Raw genomic sequence first — 13,052 nt, 5'->3', positions numbered from 1 at the left:
ACACCTCCCGAAAGGGCACAGCGCATGGAGCAGTTCGAGCCCGACCGCCTCTCGGCGGCGCAACTCGCCGCGATGCGGCGCAGCCTCACCAGTGGGCGCGGCGCCCTCACCCGCCGCTCATTGCTGCGCGCCTCCGGAGTCGGAGCGCTCACCCTCGGCGGCCTGGCCGGCCTCGCCGGGTGCGGCATCCCGCCCGCCAAGCGCGCGGGCGACGCGGCGGCGGCCTCCGATGACCACTCGGCCCAGGAGAAGGAAATCATCTTCTCCAACTGGACCGAGTACATGGACACCAGCGAGGACGAGAAGTCCCGTCCCACGCTGGAGGAGTTCACCAAACGGACCGGGATCAACGTCAAGTACACCGAGGACATCAACGACAACGTCGAGTTCTTCGGCAAGATCAGACCGCAGCTCGCGGCCGGCCAGGACACCGGCCGCGACCTGATCGTCGTCACCGACTGGCTCGCCGCCCGCATCATCCGGCTCGGCTGGGCCCAGCGGCTGGACCCCGCCCACCTCCCGCACGCCTACGCCAACCTGATCCCGCAGTTCCGCACCCCGGACTGGGACCCGGGACGGGCGTACAGCTATCCCTGGACCGGCATCGACACGGTCATCGCCTACAACGAGAAGGCGACGGGCGGCAAGAAGGTCGACTCCGTCACGCAGCTGCTCGACGACCCCACCCTCAAGGGCCGCGTCGGCTTCCTCACCGAGATGCGCGACAGCGTCGGCATGACCCTGCTCGACCAGGGCAAGGACCCCGCCAACTTCACCACCGCGGACTTCGACGGGGCGATCGGCCGCCTCCAGAAGGGCGTGGACACCAAGCAGATCCGCCGCTTCACCGGCAACGACTACACGGCGGACCTCGACAAGGGCGACCTCGCCGCCTGCCTCGCCTGGGCCGGCGACGTCATCCAGCTGCAGGCCGGCAACCCGGACATCAAGTACGCCATCCCGGCCCCCGGGTACATCACCTCCAGCGACAACCTCCTGGTCCCCGCCCAGGCCCGGCACAAGGCCAACGCCGAGAAGCTCATCGACTACTACTACGAGCCCGCGGTCGCCGCCCAGCTGGCCGCCTTCATCAGCTACGTCTGCCCGGTCGAGGGCGTCAAGGACGAGCTGGCCAAGATCGATCCCGAACTCGCGGACAACCCCCTGATCGTCCCGGACAAGGCGATGGCCGCCAAGGCCCACGCCTTCCGCTCCCTCACCAGCGAGGAAGAGACCGCGTACGAAGAGAAGTTCGCCAAGCTCATCGGCGCGTAGCCGTACGCGCCCGCCGCGAACCCTCCCTTGCCCGCTCCGCCCACCCACCCCCGGGACCCATCCATGACTGACAAGACCGCGGGCGGCGACGTCCGCCTCTCCGGGATCAGCAAGCACTACGGCACCTTCACCGCCGTGCACCCGCTGGATCTCACCATCCCCCAGGGCTCCTTCTTCGCCCTGCTCGGCGCATCCGGCTGCGGGAAGACCACCACCCTGCGCATGATCGCCGGCCTGGAGGAGCCCTCCACCGGCACGGTCCACCTCGGTGACCGGGAGGTCACCGACCTGCCGCCGTACAAGCGCCCGGTCAACACGGTCTTCCAGAGCTACGCGCTGTTCCCGCACCTGAACATCTACGAGAACATCGCCTTCGGACTGCGCCGCCGCGGCATCAAGTCGGTCAAGAAGCAGGTCGACGAGATGCTGGAGCTCGTCCAGCTCGGTCAGTTCGCCCAGCGCAAGCCGCACCAGCTCTCCGGCGGCCAGCAGCAGCGCGTCGCCGTCGCCCGCGCCCTGATCAACCACCCTCAGGTGCTGCTCCTCGACGAGCCGCTCGGCGCCCTCGACCTCAAGCTGCGCCGCCAGATGCAGCTGGAGCTCAAGCGGATCCAGACCGAGGTCGGCATCACCTTCGTCCACGTCACGCACGACCAGGAGGAGGCCATGACCATGGCCGACACGGTCGCCGTGATGAACGGCGGACGCGTCGAGCAGCTGGGCGCCCCCGCCGAGCTGTACGAGAACCCGGGCACCACCTTCGTCGCCAACTTCCTCGGCACCTCGAACCTCATCGAGGCGAACGTGGAGTCCGCCGGGTCCGACGTGGTCGTCTCGGCCTCCGGCGCCACCCTCCGGCTGCCCGCCGCGCGATGTTCGACCACGCCCCGCGCCGGCGGAAAGCTGCTGGTCGGCGTGCGCCCGGAGAAGATGTCCCTGGTCCCGGCCGCGGACGAGGACACCATCGCGGGCGGCCGGAACAAGATCACGGGCCGCATAGCCGCCTCCTCCTTCATCGGAGTCTCCACCCAGTTCGTGATCGACAGCCCCGCCTGTCCCGAGCTGGAGGTCTACGTCCAGAACATCGAGCGGGACACCCGCCTGGTGCCCGGCGCCGAGGTCGTCCTGCACTGGAACCCGGAGCACACCTTCGGCCTCGACGCCGCCCAGGACATCGACGCGGGCATCGAGACGGTCGAGGAGAGCGCGTGACCGCCACTGCCGCGCCGCCCCAGGCGCCCGCCGCCGCCGAACCCCCGGTGCACAAGCCGTCCGTGCGCAAGCGGCTGATCCCGTACTGGCTGCTGCTCCCGGGCATCCTGTGGCTGCTGGTGTTCTTCGTGCTGCCGATGGTCTACCAGGCCTCCACCTCGGTGCAGACCGGCTCCCTCGAAGAGGGCTTCCAGGTCACCTGGCACTTCGCGACCTACTGGGACGCCTTCACCGAGTACTACCCGCAGTTCCTGCGCTCCCTGCTGTACGCCGGCACCGCGACCGCGCTGTGCCTGCTGCTCGGGTACCCGCTGGCCTACCTGATCGCCTTCAAGGCGGGCCGCTGGCGCAACCTGCTGCTGGTCCTGGTCATCGCCCCCTTCTTCACCAGCTTCCTGATCCGCACGCTGGCCTGGAAGACGATCCTGGCCGACGGCGGCCCGGTGGTCGCCGTCCTCAACGACATCGGCTTCCTCGACGTCACCAGCTGGCTGGGCATGACCGACGGGGACCGGGTGCTGGCCACGCCGCTCGCGGTCGTCTGCGGTCTGACGTACAACTTCCTCCCCTTCATGATCCTGCCGCTGTACTCCTCGCTGGAGCGCATCGACACCCGCCTCCACGAGGCGGCCGGGGACCTGTACGCCCACCCCGCCACGGTCTTCCGGAAGGTGACCTTCCCGCTCTCCATGCCGGGCGTGGTCTCCGGGACCCTGCTCACCTTCATCCCGGCGAGCGGCGACTACGTCAACGCCGAACTGCTCGGCTCCACGGACACCCGGATGATCGGCAACGTCATCCAGTCGCAGTACCTGCGGATCCTCGACTACCCGACGGCGGCCGCGCTGTCCTTCATCCTCATGGCCATCGTGCTGATCATGGTCACCATCTACATCCGCCGAGCGGGGACGGAGGACCTGGTCTGATGCGCAATCCCCTCACGTGGCTCCGCCGCAATCTGGTCGTCATCGCGGGCCTCGGCACGCTCGCGTACATGATCCTGCCGAACGTCGTCGTCACCGTCTTCTCCTTCAACAACCCCACCGGGCGGTTCAACTACGCCTGGCAGGAGTTCTCGCTCGACGCGTGGAAGGACCCCTGCGGCGTCGCCGACCTGTGCGGCTCGCTCTCGCTGTCGCTCCAGATCGCGCTGTGGTCCACCCTCGCCGCGACCGCCCTGGGCACCGCCATAGCCTTCGCGATGGTCCGCTACCGGTTCCGGGGGCGCGCCGCGGTCAACTCGCTGATCTTCCTGCCCATGGCCATGCCCGAGATCGTGATGGCGGCCTCGCTGCTCGCGCTCTTCCTCAACATGGGCATCCAGCTGGGCTTCTGGACGATCCTGATCGCCCACATCATGTTCTGCCTCAGCTTCGTCGTCGCCGCCGTGAAGGCACGCGTCCTGTCCATGGACCCGCGGCTGGAGGAGGCCGCCCGGGACCTCTACGCGGGCCCGGTGCAGACGTTCGTACGGGTCACCCTGCCGATCGCGGCCCCCGGCATCGCGGCCGGCGCGCTGCTCTCCTTCGCGCTGTCGTTCGACGACTTCATCATCACCAACTTCAACTCGGGCAACACCGTCACCTTCCCCATGTTCGTGTGGGGATCGGCCCAGCGCGGTACGCCCGTGCAGATCAACGTCATCGGCACGGCGATGTTCGTCATCGCGGTGCTGGTGGTCCTCGTCGGCCAGATGGTCGGCAACCGCCGCAAGAAGGCACAACCGAAGTAGACCCCTGTAGGGAGTTGGAAGCCATGGCCCCAGTCGCCATGCGGAGTGTTGCGAAATCCCTTTCCGAAGCGAAGCCGGTCTCGTACTGGCTGGACGACCCCGGCAAGCCCGCGCCGCAGCCGGCGTTGACCGCGGACGAACGCTGTGACCTGCTGGTCATCGGCGGCGGTTACAGCGGGCTGTGGACCGCGCTGATCGCCAAGGAGCGCGACCCCGAGCGGGACGTCGTGCTCATCGAGAGCAAGGAGGCGGGCTGGGCCGCCTCCGGGCGCAACGGCGGTTTCTGCGCCGCCTCCCTCACCCACGGGCTCGGCAACGGGATCGCCCGCTGGCCGGGCGAACTGGCCAAGCTGGAGGAGCTGGGCGCGCGCAACCTCGACGCCATCGAGGAGGCCGTCGCCCGCTACGGGATCGACTGCGACTTCGAGCGGACCGGCGAGATCGACGTCGCCACCGAACCCCACCAGGTGGAGGAGCTGCGCGAACTCCACGAGGAGGCGCGGCGCCTCGGCCTTGCCGGCAACTCCGAATGGCTGGACGCCGACGCCCTGCGCGCCGAGGTCGACTCGCCGACCTTCCTCGCGGGCCTGTGGGACCGCGACGGCGTCGCCATGCTCAATCCGGCGAGGCTGGCCTGGGGCCTCAAGCAGGCCTGCCTCGGCCTCGGGGTGCGGATCTACGAGAACACCCGCGGGCTGAAGATGTCCGCGGTCGGCACCGGCATGGCCGTCCAGACCCCCTACGGCACGATCCTCGCCCGCCGGGTCGCCCTGGGCACCAACATCTTCCCCTCGCTGGTCCGGCGGATCCGCCCGTTCACGGTTCCGGTCTACGACTACGCGCTGATGAGCGAGCCGCTGGACGAGGCCCAGCTCGCCGCGATCGGCTGGAAGAACCGGCAGGGGCTCGGCGACAGCGCCAACCAGTTCCACTACTTCCGGATCACCAAGGACCACCGGATCCTGTGGGGCGGCTACGACGCGATCTACCCCTACCGGGGGAAGCTCGACTCCGAGTACGACCACCGCCCCGAGACGTACCTCAAGCTCGCGGAGCACTTCTTCACCGCCTTCCCGCAGCTGGAGGGGCTGAAATTCAGCCACGCCTGGGGCGGCGCCATCGACACCTGCTCGCGCTTCTCGGCCTTCTTCGGCACGGCGCACTCCGGGAAGGTGGCCTACGCGGCCGGCTACACCGGGCTCGGCGTGGGTGCCACCCGCTTCGGCGCGGAGGTGATGCTCGACCTGCTGGACGGGCTCTCCACCGAGCGCACGCGGCTGGAGATGGTGAAGTCCAAGCCGATGCCGTTCCCGCCCGAGCCCTTCGCCTGGACCGGCATCACCCTCACGAAGTGGTCGCTGGCCCGCGCCGACCGCCGCGGCGGGCACCGCAACCTGTGGCTCCGGACGCTCGACCGCCTCGGCCTCGGCTTCGACAGCTGAACTTCGGCGGCCGAGCGCACGCGCCCCGGCGCACACCGCCGGTCACCGTGTGACCCGGTTCACTACCATGGAGTAACGAAACCCGCGTCATAGTCCCGCCCGGCCCCGCTCTCTCCCGGTGAGAACCCTTCACCGCGCACGAGACGAACGGAGGCCGGGCGATGACGTTCCCGGGGGCCAAGACGGCAGTGGACTGGCTGGTATCGGTGGCGCCGGACCCCGATGCCTGCCGGTGGGAGTGGGAGCGCAGCCCCCTCGGGGTCGTCCTGCTGCCCGCCGGCCGGCTGTGGGACGTGCTCATCCTGCCCGGCGACCTGGGGCAGGTGACCCTCGACGTACTGCGGCTCATCGTCGACCGGCCCGGCCCGGTGCTCGCCGACTTCGGCGACTCCCGGACGGGCTTCTTCGTGCCCGCGGGCACCGCGTCCCGCTGGATCGGCACGGGCGTACGCGGGGCAGGCCGAGGCACCTGGATCGTCGTCCCGTATCCCGGCCGGGCCACCGGCGGGGTGCGCTGGGCGGTGCTCCCGGACGGGGAGGGGACCCTCACCGACCCGGCCGTGCTGGAGCTGGCGATGCACGAGGCGGCGGCGACGGTCGTGGCGTCCGCCCTGGCGCCGGCCGGAGAGGGGGAGGGCCGGACGTCTTGACAAGGGCATTGGTCTGGACCATCTTGGGCGCCGCTGTTCCCCGTTCCGCAGCCTGGCTCCATCCCCCCATGCCCCGGAGGCAGTTGTGCGCAGAACCTGGTCCCTCCTCGCGGCCGCCGCCCTGGCGACGGCCGCATTCCTCGCCGCGGGGCCGCCCGCCGCGGCGGCCGACGCCGATCTCGTACGCAACGGCGGCTTCGAGGCCGGCCTCGACGGCTGGAGCTGCTCGGCGGGCAGCGGAGCCGTCGTCACCACACCCGTCCACAGCGGAGGTTCCGCCCTCAGGGCCACCCCGGCCGGACAGGACAACGCCCGCTGCTCCCAGAGCGTCACCGTCAAGCCCGACTCCTCCTACACGCTGGCCGCCTGGGTGCAGGGCGCGTACGTCTACCTCGGCGCGAGCGGCACCGGCACCACCGACGTGTCGGCCTGGACACAGACCCCGGGCGCGTGGAAGCAGCTCACCACCACCTTCCGCACGGGCCCGTCGACGACCTCGGTGACGGTCTACACCCACGGCTGGTACGGCCAGCCCGCCCACCTCACCGACGACCTCACCCTGATCGGACCCGACCCGGGCGGCCCCGGCCAGCCCCGGCCCCCGGCCGCCCCCACCGGCCTGACCGCCACCGCCACCTCGTCGAGCTCGGTCTCCCTGACCTGGTCGGCGGTGCCCGGAGCCACCTCGTACACCGTCCACCGGGACGGCGCCGCGCCCCTCTCCGTCACCTCGACCTCGACGGCCGTGACCGGCCTCGCCGCGTCCACGACGTACACCTTCCGGGTCGGCGCGGTGAACGCGGCGGGCGAATCCCCGCAGAGCGGCCCAGCCTCCGCGACCACGCCGGCCGGCGGTGGTGGCGGGGGAGGCCTGCCCGCGCACGCGCTGGTCGGCTACCTGCACGCGAGCTTCGCCAACGGCTCCGGCTACGTCCGGATGGCCGACGTCCCCGACTCCTGGGACGTCGTCAACCTCGCCTTCGGCGAACCGACTTCGGTGTCCTCCGGCGACATCCGCTTCCGGCTCTGCCCGGTCGCCGAGTGCCCGAACGTCGAATCCCCCGCCGAATTCAAGGCCGCGATCAAGGCCAAGCAGGCGGCGGGCAAGAAGGTGCTCATCTCCATCGGCGGCCAGAACGGCCAGGTGCAGCTGTCGACCACCGCCGCCCGCGACACCTTCGTCGCCTCCGTCGGCAAGATCATCGACGAGTACGGGCTCGACGGCCTCGACATCGACTTCGAGGGCCACTCCCTCTCCCTCGCCACCGGGGACACCGACTTCCGGGCCCCCACCACACCGGTGGTCGTGAACCTGATCTCGGCCGTGAAGACCCTGAAGGCCAAGTACGGCGCCGGCTTCGTCCTGACCATGGCCCCGGAGACCTTCTTCGTCCAGCTGGGCTACCAGTACTACGGCTCCGGCCCCTGGGGCGGCCAGGACCCGCGCGCCGGCGCCTACCTCCCGGTCATCCACGCCCTGCGCGACGACCTCACCCTGCTCCACGTACAGGACTACAACTCGGGCCCGATCATGGGCCTCGACAACCAGTACCACTCCATGGGCGGAGCGGACTTCCACATCGCCATGACCGACATGCTGCTCACCGGCTTCCCGGTCGCCGGCAACACCGCCCGCGTCTTCCCGGCCCTGCGCCCCGACCAGGTCGCGATCGGCCTCCCGGCCACGACGAACGCGGGCAACGGCCACACCCCGCCCGCCGAGGTGAACAAGGCCCTGAACTGCCTGACGAGGAAGACGGACTGCGGGAGCTACCAGACCCACGGCACCTGGCCCGCCCTGCGCGGCCTGATGACCTGGTCGATCAACTGGGACAGCTTCGGCGGCCGGGAGTTCAGCCGCAACTTCGACGCCTACTTCGGCGGCTGACCCGGCACCTCCCGCCACCACCGGGCCGGAGCCGCCGACGGCTCCGGCCCGCCGGGGTCGGAGTCACCTCGTGGGGGCGGCCTCCGCGCGTGAGCGCGTACTTCCGCGGCTTCGCCTGCCCTTCCCCCACCGGATCCCGCTCGGGGGACGACCAGCACGACCGTACGTGACCACTGCGGCCACGCCGAGCAGCAAGGGTGTGCACATCAGGAGGCTGGCCACCACGTCGAGGGGCCAGTGCCAGCCGCGCAGGATCAGGCCGGTGGCCGTGGCGCCGGTGAGGGCGAGGGCGACGGCCGTCGGCCAGGGGCGGCGGGTGTACGGGCGGACGAGCAGGGCGGCGCCGATGTAGGCGACGGCCGCGGTGGCCGTGTGGCCCGAGGGGAAGTAGCCGGCCGCCCAGGGTTCCAGGGGGCCGGGCCGGGCGGTCCACTCCTTGAACGGGATGACCAGGGCCGGCACCAGGGCCATGGCCAGGCCCGCGGCCCCGGCGGCGAGGCGCCGGCCGCGGCGGGCGGCGTAGGCCATGGCGAGTGCGAGGACGGGCACGGCGACCGGGATGTTGCCGAGGTCCGAGAGGCGTTCGGTGACGGAGTCCGGGACCGTGCGCACCAGGGCGCGGCTCAGCTCGTGGTCCGGCGTCAGCAGCGGGCCGGAAGCCAGCACCTGCCAGGTGATCAGGGAGAACAGGAGGCCGCAGACGGCGGCCGTCAGGAGGGGAATGGCCGGCCGTCCCGGAACAGGGGGGGTGGTTCCGGGACGGCCGCCCGGACCGGGTTGCCGCACGCCCCGGGGGGTTTGGGGCGAACGGCTGTCCGATCGGTGAGGAGTGTGCGCGAACGCATGCCCAATACGGTGCTGGGGAAGCCCGGTACTGGTGTCGCCCTCGGTTTCCCGTGAGCGGGGTGTCTCACTCATCTGCAGAAACCGTACGGCAGCGAAAGGGGGACCGACAGCGGGATCGCGTTCCCGCCATCGGCCCCCCACAGCTTCTTCACAGCGTCCGCCCGTTACCGGCGGTAGGGAGGGGCCGCTGCGTGCGGACGTTCTAGCCGTCCGCTCAGACGTCCGCTCAGACCTCCGCTCAGACCTCCGTGCCGATGGCGGCGAACGCGGCCTCGATGAGGTCCAGGCCCTCGTTCAGCAGGTCCTCGCCGATGACGATCGGCGGGAGGAAGCGGAGCACGTTGCCGTAGGTGCCGCAGGTGAGGACGAGCAGGCCCTCCGCGTGGCAGGCCTTGGCGAGCGCGCCGGCCGCCTCCGGGAACGGGGTCTTGGAGACCGGGTCCTTGACCAGCTCGATCGCGATCATGGCGCCGCGGCCGCGGATGTCGCCGATGATGTCGTACTTCTCCTGCATGGCCGTCAGGCGGGTCTTCATGAGGGACTCGATCTTCTTCGCCTTGGCGTTGAGGTCGAGCTTCTTCATGGTCTCGATGGAGCCGAGCGCACCCGCGCACGCCACCGGGTTGCCGCCGTAGGTGCCGCCCAGACCGCCCGCGTGGGCGGAGTCCATGATCTCGGCGCGGCCCGTCACGGCGGCGAGCGGCAGACCGCCCGCGATGCCCTTGGCGGTGGTGATCAGGTCCGGGACGATGCCCTCGTCCTCGCACGCGAACCACTGGCCGGTGCGGCAGAAGCCGGACTGGATCTCGTCGGCGACGAAGACGATGCCGTTCTCGTTGGCGAACTTCACGATCGCCGGGAGGAAGCCCTTGGCCGGCTCGATGAAGCCGCCCTCGCCGAGGACCGGCTCGATGATGATCGCGGCGACGTTCTCGGCGCCGATCTGCTTGGTGATCTGGTCGATCGCCTGGGCGGCGGCCTCGGGGCCGCAGTTCTCGGCACCGGTGGGCCAGCGGTAGCCGTAGGCGACCGGGACGCGGTAGACCTCGGGGGCGAACGGACCGAAGCCCTGCTTGTACGGCATGTTCTTCGCCGTCAGCGCCATCGTCAGGTTGGTGCGGCCGTGGTAGCCGTGGTCGAAGACGACGACAGCCTGGCGCTTGGTGTACGAGCGGGCGATCTTGACGGCGTTCTCGACGGCCTCGGCGCCGGAGTTGAACAGGGCCGACTTCTTCGCGTGGTCGCCGGGGGTCAGCTCGGCGAGGGCCTCGCAGACCTCGACGTAGCCCTCGTACGGGGTGACCATGAAACAGGTGTGGGTGAAGTCGGCGAGCTGCGCGGACGCGCGGCGCACGACGGCCTCGGCGGAGGCGCCGACCGAGGTCACGGCGATGCCGGAGCCGAAGTCGATCAGGCGGTTGCCGTCGACGTCCTCGATGATGCCGCCGCCCGCGCGGGCCGTGAAGACGGGCAGGACGGAGCCCACGCCGCCGGCCACCGTCTGGAGGCGGCGGGCCTGCAGCTCCTGCGACTTGGGGCCGGGGATCGCGGTGACGATCTTGCGCTCCTGCGGGACAGCGGTCATAGAGGGCTCCTGGGGGATGTTTTCGGACGCACTTGTGTCTTTGTCCGCAGGCTAGGCCCGGGGGAGGGGGTCCTGCATGCTCCGTTCGGTAGTGCTCTCCGCGTGTCCTTGTCCGCGACGGCCATAGAAGCGTGCCGCGGGGGGTCTTGTGAACGGCACGGCGAACCGGAGACCCGGTACGGGCCCATGGCCGACGCCGGGCAACTACATTGAGCGACGCAGCAGCGCAGGCACGGTCAGGGGGCAGGGGTTCATGGACACCGACGGCACGCACGAGACGCGCCCGGCCCACGCGGGGCACATCCCGAGACCGGCCGCCCCGCCGACCCAGGGCCTCCCGCCGAAGCCGTCCCACGCGCCGACGGCCGGGCCGACGCTCGGGGACTGGCTGCGTGTCCCGCGCTCCTCCGACGGGCCGGGCGTGTGGACGTACGGACACGTACCGCGGGCCGCGGAGGAGCCGGAGGAGACCCCCACCCGCCAGCTGATCAGCGGAGCCCTGATCTCCCTGCTGGCCGGGCTGCTGCTGTGGTCGCTGCTGGTGAACAACTACCTCGGCGGCTTCTGGCTGTGGCCGCTCTACATGTTCACGCCCGACTCCTGGGCACGCACCAACGCCGCCGTCGTCGCCGCGTACGTCTGGTACGCCATCGTCATCGGTGCCCTGGTCTTCGGCTTCGGCCGCCTCGGGCGCTGGCCCGAACTGGGCCGCCGCGTGGTGCGGGGCCGCGCCACGCGGCCCCGGCACTCCGCCGGACCGGTCGGCCCCGTGGCCGGCGGCCCGGACGATCCCGCGCGGTGGCCGCAGTTGCGGGGGGTTGGGCTGGGGGAGGCGGCCGATCGGTTGGAGGGGGAGGCCGGGGCCGGGCGGATGAACGACGTGGACTACGCGCGCATCCGGCGGGCCTGGGATTCCGTGCGCGTCGACCCCTCCCGGATGCGGGCCTTCGCCGAGGCCGTGCGCGATCGGGGCGCCGGGGCATGCGTGCACCCGTCCGGCGCGCGGGACCTGCCCGTGCGGGCGGCCCGGCACGATCTGCTGGCCCGGCAGGTGCTGCTCGGCACCGTCGCGGACGGCGCGCGCAACCCGTACGCCCGCCGCGGCACCGGACTCGCCCTCGACCCCGATGTGCTCGGTACCTCCCTCCTCGCCGTCGGCCCCTCCGGCAGCGGCAAGACCCGGAGCCTGGTGCGGCCCGTCGTCGAGTCCCTCCTGCTGCAGGCGCTCGCCGGCCAGGCCGCCGTCGTCGCCGTCGGCGCGGCCGGGGCCCCGCTCGGGCCGGACACCGGCTACGACGTCGTGGTCCGCATCGGCGACCCCGCCTCCGTCTACGACCTCGACCTCTACGGCGGCGCCGCCGACCCCGACGAGGCCGCCACGCTGCTCGCCGACGCCTTCGTCGGGGACGTCCCCGGCGTCGACGTGCGCCGGGCCGCGACCGCCCTCGCCCAGCTCCTCGGCCCGTTCCGGGCGGCGTACGGCCGCTTCCCGACCGTGCCCGAGCTGCGCGAACTGCTCGACCAGGTGCCCGCCGCCTTCGACGCGCTGCGCCGCGAACTCGCCGGCCGGCACGCGATGCTGCGCGAGCTCGACGCCCGGACCCGCCAGCACGGGGCACACGGCGACCCGGGACCGGCCCTCGCCGACCGGGTGGCCCTGCTGGACCGGCCCGCCTTCGCCGGGTTCTTCGACACCACCGGGCAGGGGCAGCCGTTCTCGCTGCGCGCCCTGGAGCACCCGCTGCGCGTCCGCGTCGACCTGCCCGAACGCGGGCACGCCGACGCCTCCCGGATCCTGGCCCGGCTGCTGCTCGCCCAGTTCAACGCCGCGGCCGCCGCCCGCACCGACCGCTCCCTCTTCGCCTTCCTCGCCCTCGACGACGCCTCGCAGACCCTGACCGCGGAGACCGTGCGCGGCGTCCAGCGGCTGCGCTCGGCGCACGCCGGCGTACTGCTCACGCTGCGCACGCTCGACGACGTACCCGAGGCGCTGCGGACGCCGCTGCTCGGGGCGGTCGGCTGCCGGATGGCCTTCTCCGGCGTCACCACCTGGGACGGCAAGCGGTTCGCCGAGGCCTGGGGCACCGAGTGGGTGGAGACCCGCGACGTCACCCACCGCACCGTCTTCGCCGACCAGCCGCTGACCCGGGCCATGCACGCCTTCCGCAAGCTCGTCACCGGCAAGGCGGTCACCACCGACGCGGTGACCGTGCGGCAGGTGGAGCGGGAGCGGTGGTCCGCCTCGGACCTGGCGCACGCGGTGCCGCCCGGGCACGCGGTGCTGTCGCTGACCTCGGTCCGCGGGGAACGGGCGGCTCCGCTGCTGGTCCGACTGGCGGAGGGCGGGTCCGGCCCGGCGGCCTGACCCGCGCCCCGACCCGTACGGGGTGGCAGAATCGAGAGGGGCCGTTCATACGTCAAG

10 protein-coding genes are annotated in these 13,052 nt (G+C 71.5%); 8 read left to right on the top strand and 2 right to left on the bottom strand.

What is annotated here, in order from left to right; all coding sequences use genetic code 11:
* The first annotated feature begins 24 nt into the window (after positions 1-24).
* The 7 genes from ACZ6JT_RS14175 (at position 25) to ACZ6JT_RS14145 (ending at position 8,199) form a co-directional block, all read left to right on the top strand.
* Positions 25-1,275 (top strand): polyamine ABC transporter substrate-binding protein, encoded by a 1,251-nt coding sequence (locus tag ACZ6JT_RS14175; RefSeq protein ID WP_469209776.1) that lies wholly within the window; start codon positions 25-27, stop codon positions 1,273-1,275.
* Positions 1,276-1,338: 63 nt separating this feature from the next.
* Positions 1,339-2,487: an ABC transporter ATP-binding protein gene (locus ACZ6JT_RS14170; protein WP_469209773.1), complete on the top strand. Its 1,149-nt coding sequence runs from the start codon at positions 1,339-1,341 to the stop codon at positions 2,485-2,487.
* Complete coding sequence (locus ACZ6JT_RS14165; protein WP_469209772.1) at positions 2,484-3,413, top strand: ABC transporter permease; 930 nt, start codon at positions 2,484-2,486, stop codon at positions 3,411-3,413. The genes ACZ6JT_RS14170 and ACZ6JT_RS14165 overlap by 4 nt, the downstream gene beginning before the upstream one ends.
* Positions 3,413-4,219: an ABC transporter permease gene (locus ACZ6JT_RS14160; RefSeq protein ID WP_469209770.1), complete on the top strand. Its 807-nt coding sequence runs from the start codon at positions 3,413-3,415 to the stop codon at positions 4,217-4,219. The genes ACZ6JT_RS14165 and ACZ6JT_RS14160 overlap by 1 nt, the downstream gene beginning before the upstream one ends.
* A 23-nt stretch (positions 4,220-4,242) precedes the next feature.
* Positions 4,243-5,661: an NAD(P)/FAD-dependent oxidoreductase gene (locus ACZ6JT_RS14155; RefSeq protein ID WP_469209768.1), complete on the top strand. Its 1,419-nt coding sequence runs from the start codon at positions 4,243-4,245 to the stop codon at positions 5,659-5,661.
* Positions 5,662-5,822: 161 nt separating this feature from the next.
* On the top strand, positions 5,823-6,311 hold the full coding sequence (locus tag ACZ6JT_RS14150; protein WP_469209766.1) for a hypothetical protein: 489 nt from the start codon (positions 5,823-5,825) through the stop codon (positions 6,309-6,311).
* A gap of 85 nt (positions 6,312-6,396) precedes the next feature.
* Positions 6,397-8,199 (top strand): chitinase, encoded by a 1,803-nt coding sequence (locus ACZ6JT_RS14145; RefSeq protein ID WP_469209765.1) that lies wholly within the window; start codon positions 6,397-6,399, stop codon positions 8,197-8,199.
* Between the two features lie 63 nt (positions 8,200-8,262).
* Here the strand turns inward: ACZ6JT_RS14145 and ACZ6JT_RS14140 are convergent, their stop codons facing one another.
* Together ACZ6JT_RS14140 and gabT are read right to left on the bottom strand one after the other, a co-directional pair.
* Entirely contained in the window at positions 8,263-9,117 is an 855-nt protein-coding gene (locus ACZ6JT_RS14140; RefSeq protein ID WP_469209763.1) for a phosphatase PAP2 family protein, read from the bottom strand.
* 166 nt (positions 9,118-9,283) lie between these two features.
* Positions 9,284-10,630, bottom strand: coding sequence for a 4-aminobutyrate--2-oxoglutarate transaminase (gene gabT, locus ACZ6JT_RS14135; protein WP_469209761.1), 1,347 nt, complete (start codon positions 10,628-10,630; stop codon positions 9,284-9,286).
* A gap of 253 nt (positions 10,631-10,883) precedes the next feature.
* Here gabT and ACZ6JT_RS14130 point away from each other — a divergent pair, with 253 nt between their 5' ends.
* A complete protein-coding gene (locus tag ACZ6JT_RS14130; protein WP_469209760.1) occupies positions 10,884-12,995 on the top strand; it encodes a type IV secretory system conjugative DNA transfer family protein in 2,112 nt (703 codons plus the stop codon).
* The last annotated feature ends 57 nt before the right edge of the window (positions 12,996-13,052 follow it).

Source organism: Streptomyces sp. NPDC046308, from assembly GCF_055588065.1.
Note: the sequence above shows the minus strand (reverse complement) of the source record. Positions and strands in the feature narration are given on the sequence as shown.

Bases quoted from the DNA above. Each gene is read 5' to 3' on its own strand.
- ACZ6JT_RS14170 (WP_469209773.1), top strand. From the start codon at position 1,339: ATGACTGACAAGACCGCGGGCGGCGACGTCCGCCTCTCCGGGATCAGC.
- ACZ6JT_RS14140 (WP_469209763.1), bottom strand. From the start codon at position 9,117: ATGAGTGAGACACCCCGCTCACGGGAAACCGAGGGCGACACCAGTACC.
- ACZ6JT_RS14160 (WP_469209770.1), top strand. From the start codon at position 3,413: ATGCGCAATCCCCTCACGTGGCTCCGCCGCAATCTGGTCGTCATCGCG.
- ACZ6JT_RS14175 (WP_469209776.1), top strand. From the start codon at position 25: ATGGAGCAGTTCGAGCCCGACCGCCTCTCGGCGGCGCAACTCGCCGCG.
- ACZ6JT_RS14130 (WP_469209760.1), top strand. From the start codon at position 10,884: ATGGACACCGACGGCACGCACGAGACGCGCCCGGCCCACGCGGGGCAC.
- ACZ6JT_RS14155 (WP_469209768.1), top strand. From the start codon at position 4,243: ATGGCCCCAGTCGCCATGCGGAGTGTTGCGAAATCCCTTTCCGAAGCG.
- gabT (WP_469209761.1), bottom strand. From the start codon at position 10,630: ATGACCGCTGTCCCGCAGGAGCGCAAGATCGTCACCGCGATCCCCGGC.
- ACZ6JT_RS14150 (WP_469209766.1), top strand. From the start codon at position 5,823: ATGACGTTCCCGGGGGCCAAGACGGCAGTGGACTGGCTGGTATCGGTG.